The sequence below is a fragment of the Bacteroidia bacterium genome, assembly GCA_020852255.1.
GTDB lineage: Bacteria > Bacteroidota > Bacteroidia > JADZBD01 > JADZBD01 > JADZBD01.
In genome coordinates this window covers 184,530-203,538 of record JADZBD010000009.1, presented here as the reverse complement: position 1 = coordinate 203,538, position 19,009 = coordinate 184,530, and the positions used below count along the sequence as shown (strand labels likewise).

The 19,009-nt window shown below is 47.8% G+C and carries 16 protein-coding genes; 10 read left to right on the top strand and 6 right to left on the bottom strand.

Translation table 11 applies throughout. From position 1 onward, the window contains the following. Position 1: 1 nt before the first annotated feature. Positions 2-1,441 (bottom strand): BamA/TamA family outer membrane protein, encoded by a 1,440-nt coding sequence (locus IT233_06665; protein ID MCC7302305.1) that lies wholly within the window; start codon positions 1,439-1,441, stop codon positions 2-4. Between the two features lie 3 nt (positions 1,442-1,444). After that, entirely contained in the window at positions 1,445-2,107 is a 663-nt protein-coding gene (locus IT233_06660; GenBank protein MCC7302304.1) for a CBS domain-containing protein, read from the bottom strand. Between the two features lie 43 nt (positions 2,108-2,150). On the opposite strand from IT233_06660, the gene IT233_06655 reads away from it, so the two are divergent. From IT233_06655 to IT233_06635, 5 genes are all read left to right on the top strand, one after another. Then, complete coding sequence (locus tag IT233_06655) at positions 2,151-2,867, top strand: pyridoxine 5'-phosphate synthase (GenBank protein MCC7302303.1); 717 nt, start codon at positions 2,151-2,153, stop codon at positions 2,865-2,867. Further along, positions 2,864-3,637 (top strand): alpha/beta fold hydrolase, encoded by a 774-nt coding sequence (locus tag IT233_06650; protein ID MCC7302302.1) that lies wholly within the window; start codon positions 2,864-2,866, stop codon positions 3,635-3,637. The genes IT233_06655 and IT233_06650 overlap by 4 nt, the downstream gene beginning before the upstream one ends. Before the next feature lie 3 nt (positions 3,638-3,640). Then, the gene (gene era, locus IT233_06645) at positions 3,641-4,537 is read left to right on the top strand and encodes a GTPase Era (GenBank protein MCC7302301.1); all 897 of its coding nucleotides are present in this window, start codon (positions 3,641-3,643) and stop codon (positions 4,535-4,537) included. A 32-nt stretch (positions 4,538-4,569) separates the two neighbouring features. After that, a complete protein-coding gene (gene der / locus IT233_06640) occupies positions 4,570-5,874 on the top strand; it encodes a ribosome biogenesis GTPase Der (GenBank protein ID MCC7302300.1) in 1,305 nt (434 codons plus the stop codon). Positions 5,875-5,978: 104 nt separating this feature from the next. Beyond that, positions 5,979-6,911: a glucosaminidase domain-containing protein gene (locus IT233_06635; GenBank protein MCC7302299.1), complete on the top strand. Its 933-nt coding sequence runs from the start codon at positions 5,979-5,981 to the stop codon at positions 6,909-6,911. A gap of 2 nt (positions 6,912-6,913) precedes the next feature. Here IT233_06635 and IT233_06630 read toward each other — a convergent pair whose 3' ends face one another. The 3 genes from IT233_06630 to lpxK form a co-directional block, all read right to left on the bottom strand. After that, entirely contained in the window at positions 6,914-8,320 is a 1,407-nt protein-coding gene (locus tag IT233_06630; GenBank protein MCC7302298.1) for a choice-of-anchor B family protein, read from the bottom strand. A gap of 104 nt (positions 8,321-8,424) precedes the next feature. Further along, positions 8,425-9,237, bottom strand: coding sequence for a purine-nucleoside phosphorylase (locus IT233_06625; GenBank protein MCC7302297.1), 813 nt, complete (start codon positions 9,235-9,237; stop codon positions 8,425-8,427). Then, a complete protein-coding gene (gene lpxK, locus IT233_06620) occupies positions 9,231-10,280 on the bottom strand; it encodes a tetraacyldisaccharide 4'-kinase (GenBank protein MCC7302296.1) in 1,050 nt (349 codons plus the stop codon). The genes IT233_06625 and lpxK overlap by 7 nt, the downstream gene beginning before the upstream one ends. Positions 10,281-10,348: 68 nt before the next feature. On the opposite strand from lpxK, the gene IT233_06615 reads away from it, so the two are divergent. Then, positions 10,349-11,764 carry an aldehyde dehydrogenase family protein gene (locus IT233_06615; GenBank protein MCC7302295.1) on the top strand — a complete coding sequence of 472 codons (1,416 nt, stop codon included), beginning with the start codon at positions 10,349-10,351 and terminating at the stop codon, positions 11,762-11,764. Positions 11,765-11,810: 46 nt separating this feature from the next. On the opposite strand, the gene IT233_06610 is transcribed toward IT233_06615, so the two are convergent. After that, complete coding sequence (locus IT233_06610) at positions 11,811-12,557, bottom strand: RDD family protein (GenBank protein MCC7302294.1); 747 nt, start codon at positions 12,555-12,557, stop codon at positions 11,811-11,813. A 104-nt stretch (positions 12,558-12,661) separates the two neighbouring features. Here IT233_06610 and IT233_06605 point away from each other — a divergent pair, with 104 nt between their 5' ends. Genes IT233_06605 through IT233_06590 form a run of 4 tightly spaced genes read left to right on the top strand, consistent with a single transcriptional unit; the run spans position 12,662 to position 18,998 of the window. After that, entirely contained in the window at positions 12,662-15,373 is a 2,712-nt protein-coding gene (locus IT233_06605) for a stage II sporulation protein M (protein ID MCC7302293.1), read from the top strand. Then, complete coding sequence (locus IT233_06600) at positions 15,370-16,671, top strand: hypothetical protein (protein ID MCC7302292.1); 1,302 nt, start codon at positions 15,370-15,372, stop codon at positions 16,669-16,671. The genes IT233_06605 and IT233_06600 overlap by 4 nt, the downstream gene beginning before the upstream one ends. Positions 16,672-16,677: 6 nt before the next feature. Next, on the top strand, positions 16,678-17,667 hold the full coding sequence (locus tag IT233_06595; protein MCC7302291.1) for a MoxR family ATPase: 990 nt from the start codon (positions 16,678-16,680) through the stop codon (positions 17,665-17,667). Continuing rightward, complete coding sequence (locus IT233_06590; protein MCC7302290.1) at positions 17,664-18,998, top strand: DUF58 domain-containing protein; 1,335 nt, start codon at positions 17,664-17,666, stop codon at positions 18,996-18,998. The genes IT233_06595 and IT233_06590 overlap by 4 nt, the downstream gene beginning before the upstream one ends. The last annotated feature ends 11 nt before the right edge of the window (positions 18,999-19,009 follow it).

Genomic DNA, 19,009 nt, shown 5'->3' with positions numbered 1-19,009 from the left:
ATCAGAAGGGGGCAAAGAAGTTCAGAAAGATACCACCTTCCTGCATTCTGTTCACAGAAAATTCAAGACGGAATGTCAGGTCATAGTACGTTACGTAATGGATTCCGGCTCCGTAACTGTACTGCCAGCTGTTATTCAGATTGTTCGAGGCCCCGCTGTCGGGGTCATCAACATAGCCGGCTTCCCCGTAGGCTTCGAGGTATACGGCATAATGAAATTTGTTGAATTTGTCGGCCGGGATGAATTTCAGTTTTTTAACCTTTGGTTTTACCAGACAGAATTTTACGGAGGTTTTGCCAAGCGCAAAGGACGTTCCGTCCATTACATAATATTCATACCCACGGATCAGGTCGCGGTATCCCAGGGCGCGCCGGAGGAAGTACGGCACATCTTTTCCTGTGGATGCTTTGCCTTTCACCATGGCTGCCGTGAACCAGCGGGGTGCTAGTTGCAGGTACCTGCGCACCGATGCGAAAGCATAGGTCTGGTTCACCTCTTCGCTTTGAAGAACCCCAAACCCATTTTGTCCGATTTCCAGATCAAGATACCTTCCGCGAAGAGGATACGCTTTGTTATCCCGCTTGTCGTGACGGAATCCCACGGAAGCGTTCAGATACTGCATCGTGCTCAGATCACCGGAGAAATAATCGTTCTCCAGCAGAGGAATCGTATCTTCAACGGATCCGGCGTAAAATTTTGCCTCCGCGAAAAGCGTGTTGTAAATCCCGGGCCGGTAGGTGACCCCCCAGCGTGCCACGAATTCTCTCCGTACAAAGTGTTCGGGATCTTTGTAAAACAACTGATGATTGTCTGCCGATGCGTAATTCACTTCACGGTTAGCACTCCAGCTGACCATAAAGTTCATGCCGGTTTTTTGTCTTCTGTCCAGATAGGGTACACTATAGGCAATTCCGAACTGTCGGGTGTAGCCGTTTTTTATCAAAAAAGTCACGCGCTCCTTCCGGCCCCTGAAATTATCGCGGTATAAAAAGAAACCGTAATTCACCCGCTCGGGATCACGGGTTTGCAGCCAGGTGTTGAAATTCCGGTCAGCCATTTCAAAGATCGGGCCCGGCCATGTATACCAGCGTTCCTCCACCGTTACTTCAATAATGTTTCTTTCCATCTCGTCTTTCACATGCCTCACCGTTACAAAATGAAATAAGGAAGTATTCAGCAAATTCAGACGGATCGTGCGCATGCGCTGCTCGAGCTCAAAATGGCAGAGCGAATCGCCCGGTCCGATCGTAACTTCCCGAAGAATGATGTTCTTTCGCGTCACTTTGTTGCCGGTGATACGGATAGCGTGAATCACGATCTCTTTCTTCAGCATGTTTTCGTCCGGTGCCGGAACGGTCACCTCATTCAATTCGTGGCCGCTGAAGGGCAGAAAAAGTACTTGCTGAAGGAAGATCATCCCGAACCAACCGCTCCAAAGCATTGGTCAGACGTTAAGATAGTTCATGAAAGCGTCAAAACGACGTCTCATGTCCTCATCATGTTCACTCTGGTGGAAAGAGGCTTTTACCGTATAGTTGTATCTGTGGAAAGTCTGCAGGATCCCGGAAAGATCTTCCTTGTTCACTTTCAGGGTAACTTCAATCTTACCTTCACTGTAGCGTGCCGTAATATAGGCGCTGAGGATCTTGGCATCGTTACCCTCTATGATCTGGGCGATATGTGCCATGGAATAATCGTGATCATTCATTTCCAGCATAAGAATGGCACCGGGTTCGTTCACAAAAGGCATATCGGCAATGATCTGCATGAGTCGCCTGGCCGTGATCACTCCCTTGAACTGCCGGTGTTCGTCCAGCACGGGTATAACGGTAAGATGAAGGGCTGAAATGATCTTGAGTACTTCGAATACGTGCTGGTGCTCAAACACATGCGCCTGGGAAAGATTGACCTTCAGGTTGGCAAGCGTTTGCTTGGCAGAATGCAGGTCCAGAAGATCCGTGTCTGAAATGATACCGAGAAACTCCTTCCCCCGGATCACCGGGAGGTGATGTACTCTGAATTCTTCCATCCATTTCAGCGCGCGGGTACCTGTGTCCGTGGTCTTTAGCGGCGGCACTTCGTCACTGATCAGTTCTCTGGCAATCATATACCTTCAAAGTTACGAATTTTACCGAATTTTGTCTCTTCCCGTGATCCGGTTAAGTGTTAATATCAACAAGTTTGCCACGCTGCGAAATTCCCGGGGTGGTGCTATTCCTGATGTGGTGAAAGCTGCACAGGACGCTGAGCGTTTTGGGGCGCAGGGTGTAACCGTGCACCCGCGTCCGGATGAACGTCACATACGTTATTCGGATGTGCGGGCGATACGCCCGCTGATAAAAACAGAATTCAATATTGAAGGCAACCCGGGTGAACAGAAATTTGTTGATCTGGTTCTCGGCGTGAAACCACAGCAGGTAACCCTGGTTCCTGATGAACAAGGGCAGCTTACCTCTGACCACGGTTGGGATACACTTCGCTACCGTGATTACCTGAGAAATATTATTTCTGTTTTTCGTAAGGAGGGTATCCGTACCTCCATTTTTGTGAACGCGGATCCGGTTATGATAACAGGTGCCGCGGAAACGGGAACGGACAGAATCGAACTTTATACGGAATCCTACGCCCGCGAATTCGCACAGGATCCCGCAAAAGCGGTGGACCCGTTTGTCAGCGCGGCCCGAAAAGCCCTGGAGCTCGGACTGGGAATAAACGCGGGGCACGACCTGGATATGAATAATCTTTCGTTTTTTTGCCGCCATGTTCCCGGCTTGCTGGAGGTATCCATAGGGCATGCCCTTGTATCCGATGCCCTCTATCTGGGATTCGAAAATACCATTCAACTTTACCTGGCACAACTACGATGAAATTATACTTCCGCAAATACGGGGAAGGCCCGGCTGTGATTATCCTGCATGGACTGTTCGGACAGAGTGATAACTGGAACTCTATAGCCAGGCGAATAGGAGAGAGCGGCTTCACGGCATTGCCCGCAGACCTCAGGAACCACGGTCTCTCTCCGCAGAGTGAGGAATGGGATTACCGGATGATGGCGGAAGATGTAGCACAGCTGATTATAGACAATGACCTTGAAAGCGTGCATCTCATCGGCCATTCAATGGGAGGAAAAGCGGCCATGCAGCTGTGTCTCCTTCATCCGGGATTGGTAGAGAAAATGATTATCTGTGATATCGCTCCTAAAGCGTACCCCCGGCAGCATGATGATGTTCTGAATGTATTGCTGAATGCACCGCTGAGCTCCTTTGATTCCAGGAAAGAAGCGGAAACGTATATGTTGGGCGCTGTTCCGGACGCCGGGGTGGCTCAGTTCCTGCTTAAAAATATCTACCGGAGTGAAGCCGGAGTTTTCGCCTGGCGATTCAACCTTCCGGTGATCGCCCGGCACTACGCAGCGGTTACAGTGGCCATTGCCGGACCGCCGGTAAATAATCGGGTTCTTTTCCTGAGAGGAGACCGTAGTTCTTATGTTCGTGACGAGGATTTCCGGGATGCACTCCGGCTGTTCCCGAACGCCCGCCTGGAAACAATTAGTAATTCAGGGCACTGGATCCATGCTGAACAGCCGGAAGCGTTCTTCCATAGTGCGATGCGTTTTTTAAATGAACCGGTACACTGACATATGCCACTTTCCGACACCAACAATAACTTTCGCTCAGGATTTGTTAATCTGCTTGGAAATCCGAATGCAGGAAAGTCTACGCTTATGAATGCGTTGATCGGGGAAAAACTTTCTATTATTACCTATAAGGCTCAGACTACCAGGCACCGGATCATGGGAATTATGAGCGGGAAGGACTTCCAGGTTGTGTACTCCGACACTCCCGGATTTGTGGATCCGGCATACAAGCTTCATGAGTCCATGAATGAAACGATCCGGGAGGCGATCAACGACGCGGATATCTTTGTCCTGGTTGTGGATGTGAAGGATGATCGCATAGTGCCGGATGCTGTGCTTGAACGAATCTCAGCGGCAAATGTACCGCTGATTATCGCCTTGAATAAGTCGGACCTTATCAGAACTGAGCAGTTACTCACCCTCGCATCCCAATGGCAAAAAAAGTTTCCGCAGGCAGAAGTTGTTCCGGTATCTGCACTGAAATCCAGGAATGTGGAGAAGGTGTTTGATCTGGTAATGAAGTATCTCCCGGTGCATCCGCCTTATTATGATACCGATACGCTGACTACCCGGACTACCCGTTTTTTTGTGGCCGAGATGATCCGGGAAAAAATCTTCCTATACACAGAAAAGGAGATTCCCTATGCAAGTGAAGTGGTGATCGATTCCTACAAAGAGGAAGGCAGGCTGGACCGCATTCATGCCACCATTTTTGTAGAGCGAGATACCCAGCGGTCTATTCTCATCGGCAAGAACGGCAGTATGCTGAAGAAAATAGGCACGGAGGCGCGCCTGGATATGGAAGAATTCCTCGGCAAAAAAGTTTTTCTTGAACTTTTTGTAAAGGTGGATAAAGACTGGAGGAACCAGCCGGGAAAATTGAAGCGGTATGGCTATTAACTATTTGTACATTCGTCCTCAGAGAGAAACAGATGAGTAACATTATTGCAATTGTGGGAAGACCTAATGTTGGCAAGAGCACGCTCTTTAACCGGCTGGTAGGTCAGCGAAAGGCCATTGTTGATTCGGTGGCAGGCGTTACCCGCGACCGGCACTATGGGAAGGGCGACTGGAACGGTTTTGAATACTCAGTAATAGATACCGGAGGATATGTTCACGGATCGGAAGATATCTTTGAAGCGGAAATCCGGAAACAGGTAAAACTGGGAGTGGATGAGGCACGGTTGATTTTATTTGTTGTAGATGCGGAGGAAGGTATCACACCCTTGGATGAGGAAATTGCCGAGTTGCTGCGCCGAAGCGGAAAAAAAGTGCTGCTAACGGCCAATAAAACAGACAACACCAAGCGAATTAACGAATCGGCAGAGTTCTATGCGCTCGGATTGGGGGAGGTTTATCCCATTGCTGCCGTGAGCGGCACCGGCACCGGTGAACTCATGGATGAAGTGGTGAAGTACCTCGAGAAGGATGTACCAGACCCTGAAGCCGGTTTGCCTCGGTTCGCCATCGTGGGAAGACCCAATGTGGGAAAATCAAGCTTACTCAATGCGCTGATCGGTCAGGAGCGTACCATTGTTACCCCTATCGCAGGTACTACACGTGATTCCATTAACACGCGGTATAATTTTTACGGACATGATTTTATGCTTGTAGATACGGCCGGCATCCGCAGAAAAGCGAAAGTGAAAGAAGATCTTGAATTCTATTCAGTCATGCGCTCTATACGTGCCATTGAAGATGCAGATGTCTGCTTGCTGCTGATTGATGCTTCGCAGGGACTGGAAGCCCAGGATCTCGCGATATTTCACCTCATCGAGGAAAACAGGAAAGGGGTGGTGATTGTGGTGAACAAATGGGATCTCGTGGAAAAGGATACAAATACCCCGAAGAAGGTAGAGGAGGAAATACGAAAAAAACTGGCTCCCTTCAAGGATGTTCCGGTGGTGTTTACTTCTGCACTAACCCGGCAAAGAATTTTAAAAGCCCTGGAAATGGCAGGTCATGTCTATCAGAACAAAACACGCAGGATTTCTACGCGTGAACTGAATGATGTGATGCTCCCTATTATTGAAAATACAAGTCCGCCGGGCATCAAAGGAAAGGAAATACGTATCAAATTCGTTACGCAGCTGCCCGGTAAGAATCCGAATTTCGCTTTCTATGCGAACCTGCCCCAGTATGTTCCTGAATCTTACCGGCGCTTTCTGGAAAACCAGCTGCGTGAAAAATTTGATTACTGCGGTGTACCCATCGAAGTGGTGATGAAGAAAAAGTAAGCGGTTCTTATGGACCTACGCGGCGGAGGCTCCCCACATTGCCCTGTTTAAAATGTAACTTTTCCCTTGTAGGTTCGTATGATTTTTTCGGTAATTTTGCCGCAATGCGCCTTTTCTTAAAATATTGGTTCTTAGCTATTTCAGTCCTGTTTTCAGGCTTCATCACTGCACAGCCGGCAGAGTATAAGCTCACAGCGGATGAGTATGTAGAGAAGTATAAAGAGGATGCCGTAAAGGAAATGCTCCTCCACGGCGTACCCGCCAGTATCACGCTAGCACAGGGTATGCTGGAAAGCGGGAATGGGAATTCTGCCCTTGCCGTATATGCCAATAACCATTTCGGGATCAAATGCCATGCGGAATGGACCGGCGCAACGTTCATTCAGGACGATGATGCAACCAATGAATGTTTCCGGAAGTACAATTCTGTACTCGAATCCTATGGCGATCACTCACTCTTTCTGAAAACCAGGCCCCGGTATTCATTTTTGTTTGATCTGCAGATTACTGATTACAAGGGTTGGGCGAACGGATTGAAATCGGCCGGGTATGCCACCGATCCCAACTATGCCTACCGCCTCATTGAGATTATCGAGAAACACAATCTGAATGATTTGGATAAAATGACCATGGTTCCTGTGGAGAAAAAAGACAATGGGAAGAAGGTGAAGAATGTTCCCAGGGTTACATCGAAGACGCATCTTACAGTGAAGTTGAATAACGGCCGGAAGTATGTGATCGCCAGAGAAGGAGATACGTATTCAAAAATCGCCGGTGAGTTTGATTTGGGAACTAACCTGATCTACAAATATAACGACCGGGGTCTCGACGATGCGCTGAAAAAGGGAGAGATAGTGTACATTCAGCCCAAGAAGAAAAAGTCAGAGAAGCAAAAGGTTCATATTGTGAAAAGCGGGGAAACATTGCACGGTATTTCTCAGAAATACGGCATCAAATTGAAATACCTTTACAAATGGAACGGGTTTGATGCCAATTCATCTGTCAAACCCGGTGACAGCGTCAAGTTACGTAAGTAAACCTATTCGACGACCAGTTTTCCGGTAGAGGAAAAACCTTCCCCCGAAACTTTCACAAAATAAATACCGGCTGACAATTGCTTCGTGTCAATCTCCAGTGTGTTGCCTCCGGCCGTGAAATGGTGCTGAATATGGAGCAAGGTCTTTCCATAAAGATCTGTAACACATACAACCGCATCGGCATCTTTCTTTAAAGAAACGGAAAGCGTTGTCTTATGTCTGGCGGGATTCGGATAGAGTGAAGGATGACTTGCCATCACTTCCGATTCCTCATCCGTTACCAGTGCACCGTTGGCATCCAGAACAAATAAGCCGTTCTGCATGTCTGAAGCAATAACAATCCCGCTCGGAAGATCTACATAGGCGCCCCAGCAACCGGAGTAGTTGGGGTTCGGACACGACGGGCAATTGGTGGGATTGGTGTCATAATAACCTGTGCGCACCGGATTGGAGGGATTCGAAATGTCAAAAATCTGTACTCCGTCCTGGTAATAAGCGATGACCACACGGTTATTATTTACCACAAATGGATTATGCGGAGTGGCAGTACTTGTGGTGGTAGACCTGAATGTGGTGAGTACGCTGATGTTTGTCAAATTGGTTACATCCACGCTTTTACACGGCAATCCGGTGGGAACTTCATCCAGCATGATGAGGGTCTTGCCGTCAGGTGTCAGTGAGGTGCTGTGATTATATCCCTGGCTGGGATAGGTAGTCAGTGAGTTTATCTGCTGAAAATTGGTTCCTGTCCACTTATAAATAAACAGACCGCTGTAACTCATACTGGCATACACCGTATCGTTTCTCACAAACATATCATGAGACTGATCCGCTCCAGGATGATCCTGCTCAATTTTTCGCAGAAGAACAGGAGTGCCGGGGTTGGCAAGAGAAAATACGGCAAGCTTGGATGATCCTCCTACAGAGGGTCCTTTCGGAATGCCGCAATAGAGTTTATTGCCGTCAACCCAGATCGTGTGCGAACGCTCAATGATGGTGTTATCGTCGCGGATGATGGTGACACTGTCTGGAAGTGAACTCATGTCAACGATCTGAAGGCTGTTGGGTGCCGCATCGTCACTGACCATATAACAGTAATTCTGATATGTTTTGATTTCCCTCCAGATACAGTTATTTCTGCGGCCCGGTACATAATCCCTGACTACCGGAGCAGTAGGAACAGACACATCAATAAAATATACTCCTTCACTTGAACCAATAATCGCGTATTCTTTGTTATCCTGAGGATCCGCCCAACCCCATATACCATTGTATTTAATATGATAGGTTGGTTCTGCAGGAGTGCTCGGGTTGAACCAGTTAGACAGCAACGTAACGTTCTGTGAAACCTGTGCCGGACTCATAACACACAGTAAGAGTAGGGATGAAAGGAGTAGGGTTTTTCTCATGGTCAAGGTTCTTGAAGGAGCTTATTATTTCAAAGATAAGAAGAAACAATTCATTTATCAAATTTACGCCCTTAGGACATTCGCCCGTTCCTGCTTTCGCCCGTTCATTCGGAACTAATCAGCTCTTTCAGGATGAGTGTCATTTTCGGTTCGGCTTTTTCGGCCACTGCCTGGATCTCTTCATGTGTAACCTTTACAATCTTTCCCGGAACGCCGAGGTCAGTAATAATGGAGATTGCAAAAGTTGGAATGTCCATGTGACGCGCCGCGATGACCTCCGGCACTGTACTCATCCCTACTGTGTCTGCACCGATCTTGCGCATCCAGGCATATTCCGCCGGTGTTTCAAGTGTGGGTCCGGGTAATCCCGCATAGACTCCTGATTGTACCCTGATCTTATTCTTTTTTGCAATGTTCTTCGCCGCATGGATAAGGTCCTTATCATAGGGCTCACTCATGTCAGGGAAACGCGGACCCAGCTCCGGATAATTTTTACCGCGTAACGGGTTTTCCGGAAACAGATTCAGGTGATCGGTAATAATCATCAGATCACCGATTCTGAATTTCGGATTTACGCCTCCGCTTGCATTGGAAACATAAAGCTGCTTGATTCCGAGCATCTTCATCACCCGTACCGGAAAAACAACCTGCTCCATCGAATACCCCTCGTAATAATGAAACCGACCCTGCATTGCCACCACCCTGCATCCTTCAACAGTTCCGAAAATCAGCTTACCGCTGTGTCCTTCTACCGTGCTTAACGGGAAGTCGGGAATGGAAGAATAGGGTATAACATGTTCAGCCTGGATTTCCCGGGCGAGCCCACCCAGTCCCGTTCCCAGAATGATACCCGCCTCTGGCCTGAACTTTGTTCTCTCGTTCAGAAATTTCGCAGTGTTTCGGATCTTATTCAGCATGGTTTTGGTTTAAACGATTGGACATAGTTCCGGATAATCTGGTGGAAATCGCCCTCCCTGCCCAGAAGACTTATTTCCATTGGAAGGTAATACACCGGCAATGCACTGAAACCGGCCGCCGACATGCGCATGGCGTCCTTCTCTGTTGTGATGATCACCTTTCCTGCACCCGGTAAACGGTGAAAAGCGGCCTTGATCTTCTCAACGTCACCTTCTCCAAAATCATGATGATCGCCGAATTCCAGGTGTTCCACTTGCCTGAAATTCTTTTTAAGATAAGCGTAGAGTGAATCCGGATTCGCAATGCCTGTCACCAGCAGTACCGACAGATCCGGACTGAATTTTAATTCCCGGCCGCTGTTCAGTCCCAGTAACGCCGATGATTTCATGTAAGTAAAAAACACCTGCTGGTGTGCCGCCGGACGGATGCGGGCGACAATATTCTTTTTTTCTTCTTCGCTGATATTCCGCGGACATTTAGTTACCAGAATCATCTGCGCACGCTTCTTTCCCCTTCTGCCCTCTCTCAGATAACCAACGGGGAAAAGAAAATCTCGGTAAAAAGGCCGGGAATAATCGGTAAGCAGAATATTCAGCCCGGCCCGCAAGCGGCGGTGCTGAAACGCATCATCCAGCAAGATCACACGGGTGTTCGGATGTTTCTCCAGCAGCTTCCGTATTCCGCTCACCCGGTTTCCGTTCACTGCAACCGGAAGATCCGGAAATTTTTTCTTGAACTGCAAGGGCTCGTCTCCCACCTCTTCTGCCTTGCTGGTTACCTCCGCAATGCGGAACCCTTTACTCTTACGCCCGTAACCACGGCTTAATGTCGCCAGAGGGTGGTCCTTCTTAAGCAAACGGATAAGGTATTCAATGTGCGGACTTTTCCCGGTTCCGCCCATACTCAGATTTCCCACAACAATCAGCGGCATTTCAAAGGAGGTGCCGGGATAAATTCCCAAATCGTAAAACAGATTGCGGAAAAAAAGGGCAATGCCGTACAGCAATGCGAACGGGAATAGCAGGAAACGAAGAATCTGCATAAGACAAATATAACCAAGTGAAGGTCTGGCATGCCGCCGATAATTGCTAAATTGCCCACTCTTTTTTCATGAAAAAACTATACATCCCATATGTTGCCGGAGAGTTCGTTGCTTCTGGTAAACGCCTGGCTGTCAGGTCGCCATACAGCGGGGAAGCCGTTTTCGAAACGTTCTCCTGCGACCACCTTACCCTGGAAAAAGCCCTGGCCTCTGCCTTCGCGGCACGGGGGGAAATGCAGATGCTCCCCTCCTGGAAAAAAGAGGAAATCCTGCTCCACCTGGCCTCCAGAATCGGAGAATTGGAGGAATTCTTTACGCAGGTAATCATTCTGGAATCAGGGAAACCTTACCGGTATGCCAAAGCAGAGGTAGAAAGAGCAATCCAGACATTTAAAGTGGCGGCGGAAGAGTGTAAGCGTTTGCCCAAAGATTATTTTTCACTCGACTGGACCAAAGCAGGAGAGGGTCGGGAAGGACTCGTGAAATACTTCCCCTCCGGAGTGGTAGCAGGTATTTCACCTTTTAATTTTCCCCTCAACCTTGCAGTTCATAAGATCGCACCTGCAATTGCGGCGGGTTGTCCCATCATTCTAAAGCCGGCCTCAGCTACTCCCATCAGCACACTGGCTTTGGCTGAGCTGGTTTCTGAAACGGCACTTCCTAAAGGAGGGTTTCACGTGCTGCCCATGGACCGGAATACCGGAGTTCAGCTGGTGGAAGATCCACGAGTGGCAGTTTTATCTTTCACAGGTTCTCCCGATGTGGGTTGGAATCTGAAAAGCAGAGCAGGAAAGAAGAAAGTAGTGCTGGAACTGGGTGGAAACGCGGGCGTCATCGTTTCAGCCACGGCAGATGTGGATCTGGCAGTCAAAAGATCGCTTACCGGTGCATTCGGTTATTCCGGACAGGTTTGTATCCACGCGCAACGCTTTTTTATTCATGAATCGTGCTGGGAAAAATTCACGGGCGATCTGATGGCGTCTACATTGTTATTGAAGGAGGGAAATCCGATGTCGCCGGAAACAGCAGTCTCACACCTGATCGATTCCGAGGCAGCAGAGAGAGTGGAACAGTGGATCAGAGAGGCCGAGCAGGAAGGAGCAAAAATCTTGTGTGGTGGCCAACGGCAGGGAAATTTTGTGGAGCCCACCATTCTTACGAATGTGAACCCCGAAATGAAGGTCTGCCGGGAGGAGGTATTTGGTCCGGTCATTACTATGGAGAAATTTTCTTCATTTCCGGATGCGGTGGAGCGCTTAAACAAGGGCCGGTTTGGTTTGCAGGCCGGTGTATTCACACAACTTGTCCACGAACTGGACATGGCATTTCACCAGCTGGAAGTGGGTGGCGTAATACATAATGATGTACCTACATTTCGCATGGATCATATGCCGTACGGAGGGGTGAAAGATTCAGGATTAGGCAGGGAAGGAGTACCTTATGCTATTCGTGAGTTTATGGAAGCCCGTATTCTGGTAAAGTAAGATTCTGAGTTATCTAATGTTGTTCAACCTGAACGGAGTCGAAGGACTATCGCGTCATCACCACATAATCCTTTAGTACCGTTTTAAGAAAAACGATTTTATTCTTTGGAACAGCATCCAGTTTCAGGAGCCCTGCAATACGGGTGGCGGCAAGGCTTACCGCCTGTCCGTGGGCAGGATTTGGAAATTTTTGCTGTCGCTCCAGAACATTTTTGATCACAAGCATATCATCCTCGTGTATGTTGCGGGCATCAGGATAAAGTGGTGTATAATCGGCAATGCTTTGAATCTTCAGCACATCGCTCAGTGCCATACTCATCCGGGGTTGCAGCCGGATCACCGTGGTGTTTCCCATCAGATCTCCCAGCCTTTGTCCCTTCTCTGTTGAACTCACCAGCATGGCGGCTACACTGCCTGCACAAAAATAAATGTCCAGCATTCGAAACATCCAGCGGGTAAGTATATCAGTGCTGGTTAGTTCACCTCCGTCCAGGCGAACCACTTTGATTTTAAACGCCATTTTTCCAAGCGATTGCCCGTTATTGAATAATTCCATAGCCGGCGTGTAGAAGAAAAAGATCAGGATCAGCAAAATTATCAACGAATACAACCCTACTTCGGAACCGGTTTGCCCCAGGGTTGGTATTGCAAGCGTAAATAAAATAGTTAGCAACCACAGGGTACCCATCAGGGTAATCATGTCAATCAGATAGGCCAGTAAACGGTCTCGTAGCCCGCCCAGTTCGTAAACAATGGGTACGTTTTGAGCGGTATTGATCTCTATCGTCTGCATTCCCCTAAAAGTATGAAATCCCGCCGGAGTTTTAACGCTGCCGGCTTGAATTTATTGAACCAAAATCCCAAAACGATTCGCTAACTTAGCGAGGTTACCGCTCTATGAAGGAAACGGGATTCATTACGCAAAATAAAGAGAAGTGGGTCAACTTTGAGAAGCATATGCTCAAAGGAAAGAAAGACCCGGATAAACTGAGTTCGGAATTTATCCAGCTGACCGACGATCTTTCTTATTCCCGTACTTTCTATCCGAACCGGTCTGTGCGGGTGTACCTGAATAATGTGGCACAAAAGGTTTTTCACTCCATCTACCGGGGCAAAGCCAGGCGCTTTCAGAAGTTCAGGGAATTCTGGAAGGAAGAACTGCCCCGGTTGGTTTATGATTCCCGGAAAAGCCTGACCACCGCACTGATCATCTTCATTCTTTCATTTGCCATCGGATGGTTGTCGAGCGCGTTTAACCCGGAATTCCCAAGGCAGATCCTGGGTGATGCCTACATCGAAATGACAAAAGCAAACATTGAGACCGGGGATCCGATGAAAGTCTATAAGGAATCCAGAGAGATTGATATGCTCATTGGCATCACGCTGAATAACCTGATGGTGGCTGCTCTGGCCTTTGTTATGGGTGTGCTCTTTTCTATTGGTTCGGTGGGTGTAATCATGTTCAACGGAATAATGGTGGGATGCTTTCAGTATTTCTTCTATGAACGCGGATTGTTTATGGAATCGTTCCTCACTATCTGGCTGCACGGTACACTGGAAATATCCGCTATTGTTATTGCAGGGGGAGCCGGCCTTACGCTTGGAAGCGGAATCGTATTTCCCGGAACGTATACCCGCGGTCAGGCTTTTCGAATTGGTGCGATGAGAGGAATGAAGATCATGATCGGAATAATGCCTATCATTTGCTTTGCTGCGATCATTGAGAGTTTCATCACGCGTTATACCGATGTTCCGGATCCGGTTAAAGCTTTGCTCATTCTGGTTTCAGCTGTCTTCGTCGTAGGATATTTTATCCTGCTTCCTTATTGGAAAGCCCGAAGGGGATTCCGGAAGGAACTGACGGAAGTAAAGCTGCCGCCCACACCGGATGATGAAATCCCTACCAATCGTGTACGGGACACCGGTGAGCTCTTTAAAGATTCTTTTTCCCTGTTCCGCCGAATGGCCGGGAAGATCGCCCCTGCGGCCATCATCCTTTCACTGATCTATGCGGTAACTTATTCCTTACTGAGGGCGGATACCACCGGTTACAGCTTTTCCCTGCAGGCATCGGATGTGCGACTGATCGATAATGCATTCAATTATTTTTCCGATATCAGCGGTTACTTCGAATATGAACGTCACCCGTGGATGTGGCCGGGCAATCTGCTCTTTTTTTCAATCATTTCATTCCTTACGTATTTTTATTACCGGCGCATCGTAGGCGAACCGGACCTTCGAATGAGTTTTAGTTATTTCTTCCTTCATTTCTGGAAATCGCTGTTCATCGGAGGAATGATCACCGGCCTTTTCTTCCTCCCAATGGAAGGTGCCGGATGGCTCGTTGTGCTCTTCATGCCCCTTTTCCTGGCATGGCTTACCATCCTGCACAAGGAAGACGCAAACCCCTTCACTTCTCTCGCAAAAACCTTTGATTATGTTTTTGCGTCATTCGGAAGAACGTACGGACTGTTCCTGATCCTGATGCTGGTTACGTTTTTGAGTATGGCGGTCATCTCGGCGCCGCAGATCGTCTGGTTTGTCTTTGAAGTGTTATACTGGTTTATAGATATCGAAGGAGAAGTGTATTGGCATGTTTTTGTAGCATTTTTTACGCTGGTTACTTTCGTCGCACTGGCTATCGTTATGCCGCTTTTCCTCTCAGCCTTCGGGGTTCTCTTTTTCACATTGAGGGAAATCCGGCAGGCGGATGCGCTTCTTAATCGGGTAGAATCTATCGGCAGGCCCAAGCCCAAAAAGCCGGTCATGCACGCAACCATTATCCTTTGCCTGGTTTCTCTTCTGACTACTGCGAATCCGGCGAGTACGCAAAACAATGCTGAAGCGATGCAGAATGCCATCGACTCGGCTATGGCTGCAGCGGAAAGTGAAGTTCCTGAGGAGTCGGCATACTATAATGAATATTACCAGGACGAGAATTATTACGAACAACTCAGGAAAAAAAGGGAACAGCATGAGCGGTACTCCAAACAAAAACTGGATAAGCAAACGTTGAGCGAAGAGGAATGGAAGAAAGCAACATCCGGAATGGACTATTCCGAAGAAAAACAAAAGAAGAAAGCCAGAGAGTTGGAAGAGGATGATCCTTTTACCATCAGCCAGTCGGATGGTTTGTTTGCAACAGGAATTGCACGAACGTTGCTGTTTGTTCTCGGAGCGTTAATCATTGGCCTGGTATTCTACCTTATCATTCGCAATACCCTCTGGCGGCGAAATACAGGAGTTGGAAAAAAGCAGGTAACAACATTGGAAGAGGCCGCGGAAAATATACATGAATCCGACCTGGAGCGATTCCTGCGTGAATCGCTGGAAACGATGGACTACCGTACCGCTGTGCGTGTGTATTACCTGATTCTGATACGGGAATTGAGTGACAGGGACATGATCCGGTGGAAAAAGGATAAAACAAACCGGGAATACCTGGTGGAAATGCGCCGGCAACCTCATTACGAACCCTTTGCCAGCCTTACCAGAGTGTTTGAATATGTCTGGTATGGCGATGCTATGCTGGAGAATGAAGATTTCCGGAAAATTCAACCCTCTTTCACAGGATTTATAGAAACGATCCGGAAAATACAGGCGGCATGAAAAGCAAGGGAGGAATAATTGCCGGAATAACCGGACTGGTACTGTTACTCACACTGCTCTTTGCGTGGTTGATGAACGATGATAAAAGTGAGTTTAACTGGACGGAACGATATGAGATAACTCAAAAGCAGCCCTTTGACCTCTCTGTGACCTATGATCTGCTGAAGAACAGGTGTAAAGAATCGGAGTTCAGCGTGATCTCGCGTCCTATGGGAGAGGAGCTGCCAAAACTCTCCTGGAAGGACACCGCGAACTATGTTCTGATCGGCGGAAGCCTGTACCTCGATTCGTTAGCACTCGAAAATCTGCTTTCATTCGTTGATCAGGGAAATAACGCATTTCTGATTTCCAGGTATTTTCCTGAAAACCTCATGTACCGGATCTATGATTATTCATGTAACCCGGTATGGGAGCCCTATTCCGCCGTGCTTGACTCCGTTATGGAATTCAATTTTTATCACCCGGACATTTTCAATGCAAAAGGAAATTATAGAGTCAAGTTCCACAGCTGGAAGAAAACGTCCGTGTATGAATGGAATATTATTGACTATAGTTATTTTTGCGGGGAACAGGATTCGGCTTCCCAGTTTATCTCACTGGGGTATCTTACCCGTAACGACTCCAACTACGTGAATTATTTCAAGGTGCCATACGGAAAGGGAGCCTTCTATTTCCATTCCAACCCGATTCTTTTTACGAATTATTTTATGGTAAAACAAGACGGATTTGATTATGCCGGAAGAGTGTTCTCGCACATGAGCCGGGGTAATACCTACTGGGATGAGCGTAGTAAAGAGTATTATTTCCCGAAAAATGCCGGCTTCAATCAGTACGGACAGCACGATATCATGGCATCTCCTCTGCGCTACCTGCTGTCGCAGACGGCCTTGCGCTGGGCGCTCTATACGGCCCTGGCCCTGGTTATCCTCTACATATTTCTCAGAGCCCGCCGGAGACAACGTCCCATACCGCTCATGGAACCAAATACCAATTCCTCCCTGGAGTTTGTTACTTCTATCGGACGACTCTATTATCTTCAGCGCAACCATCGCTCACTCTGCCTTCTGAAAGAACGGCAATTCCTCGCATTTTTACGCAATCGGTACGGTTTGCACGCCGATATGAGTACGGAGCAGGACCGGAGAAAGGTGTCGGAAAAGTCCGGCGTTTCAATCTCTCAGCTTTCCGAGTTGCATAAGCAATTTCAAATGTTCAATGCAACATCCACTGATCCGGATGATGCGGAGTTGATCCGTTTTCATCAGTTGCTGGATGAATTCTACAAAACCTGTAAATAAATAACTATGGAAGAAAATCAAACTTATTCAGCCGGCCGAAATGCGGACATGCTGACCACTCTGTCTCAGTCAGTATCAAAAGTACGTGCCGAGATCGCCAAGGTGATCGTGGGACAGGAAGAAATGGTGGATCTTATGCTCGCGGGACTTTTTACCGGCGGGCATGTTTTGGTGGAAGGTGTTCCTGGAATTGCTAAGACACTTACGGCAAAGCTACTGGCCAGGTCGCTGTCCGTAGATTTTTCGAGGGTTCAGTTCACACCCGATCTCATGCCGGCGGATGTTACGGGAACTTCCGTTTTCAGTATGAAGGACAGCCAGTTTCACTTTAAGAGAGGCCCTATTTTTTCCAATATCGTGCTGATTGATGAGATCAATCGCGCCCCTGCGAAAACACAGGCATCTCTGTTCGAAGTAATGGAGGAGAAGCAGGTAACGATCGACGGAGAGACGCACAAAATGGAATATCCCTTCTTTGTTGTAGCAACACAAAATCCAGTGGAGCAGGAAGGCACCTATAAATTACCGGAAGCGCAGCTGGATCGTTTCGTATTTCGGATTAAGATTAGTTATCCTACGCTGGAGCAGGAGCAGAAAATACTCAGGAAATTCAGGGACGATTTCAGCATGAGAGCTGCCGAGGATGTAAAACCGGTACTTGGCGCAGCGGAAATCCGGGAATGCTCTAAAATCATTGAGAAAATTCATGTGAAGGATGAATTACTGGATTACATCTCTAACATTGTTGGGAACACACGCAATAATGGAGATCTTTTCCTTGGAGCTTCTCCCCGTGCTTCATTGAGCATGATGCGGACAGCTAAGGCGATCGCTGCAATGAGCGGACGGGATTTTGTGACGCCCGACGATATTCAGTATGTGGCCTACCCGGTTCTTAATCACCGAATCATCCTCACTCCTGAACGCGAAATGGAAGGGGTGCGTACAGAGGATGTGATCAAAGGTATTATTCAGAACATAGAAGTACCGCGGTGAAGAGCTTTTTCTTAAATATCTATCTTTCGAACCGTTTTTTCATTGTCTTCGGAGCCATTGCCGTGCTGTTTGCTTTCGCCTTTGTATGGTCGATGCTTTTTCCGGTGGCACAGGCATTGGCCGTAGTTGGATTAGCGATAACCATCGCTGATGTTTTCTTGCTTTTTAATCCCTCTCTCCGGATGGAATGCAGGAGAGATATTCCCAGGGTTTTTTCTATGGGCGACGAGAATCCGGTACGGATAACCCTGAGAAACAATTACGGACTTACCCTGGGCGTTAACCTCGTGGATGAGTTACCGAAGCAGTATCAGGAGCGAAACTTTTCTCTGAAATTCAAACTGAGTCCCGCAGAAGAAAAAGTTACCTCTTATCTGCTGCGCCCGCTCACAAGGGGAGAGTACCTTTTCGGGAAGGTCAATGTTTTTCTTACCACATTTATCGGAATGGTGGAACGGAGAATCCCGTTTAAGCTGGAGGTCAAGTCGGCGGTTTATCCCAGTATCGTTCAAATGAAACAGTTTGAGTTGCGTACGCTGGCGAGGATCTCAAATTTTCATGGAATTAAAAAACTTCGACGCATCGGACATAGTTACGAATTTGAACAGATTAAAAATTATGTGCGCGGCGATGATTTCCGAAGTATAAACTGGAAAGCAACGGGCAGAAGGGGAGAACTGATGCTCAATCAGTACGAGGATGAAAAGGCTCAGCAGGTGTATTGCCTGGTTGATAATTCCCGAAGTATGCGCATGCCCTTCAACGGACTCAGTTTGCTGGACCATGCCATCAACACCTCGCTGGTGATCTCAAATACTGCATTGCAGAAGCATGACAAGGCAGGGCTGATTACGTTTAGTGATAAGATTGGCACCATTATCAAAGCAGACAGAGGTTCCAACCAGCTGAATCAGATCCTTGAAGGACTTTACGCAGAGGAACCTAAGTCGCTCGAGGCCAATTATGAGCTATTGTACCTGACGGTGCGCAATATGATCCGTAACCGGAGTCTGCTGTTTCTGTACACTAATTTCGAAAGTATCTTCAACCTTGAACGCCAGTTGCCCATTATCCGGCGCATCAATAAGAGTCACCTGATGGTTGTGATTTTTTTTGAGAATACAGAAGTAAGTAATTACTCCAGGAGAGAAGTGGAAAACCTGGAAGAGATCTATCTGCAAACCATCGCTCAGAAATTTATTTTGGAAAAAAATCAGATTGTTCAGCGCCTGCGGCAGTTCGGTATCCAGAGCATCTTTACACGGCCGGAGGACCTTAGCGTTAACACTATTAATAAATACCTGGAGCTCAAAGCAAGGGGAATGATCTGAGGGGAAACGCC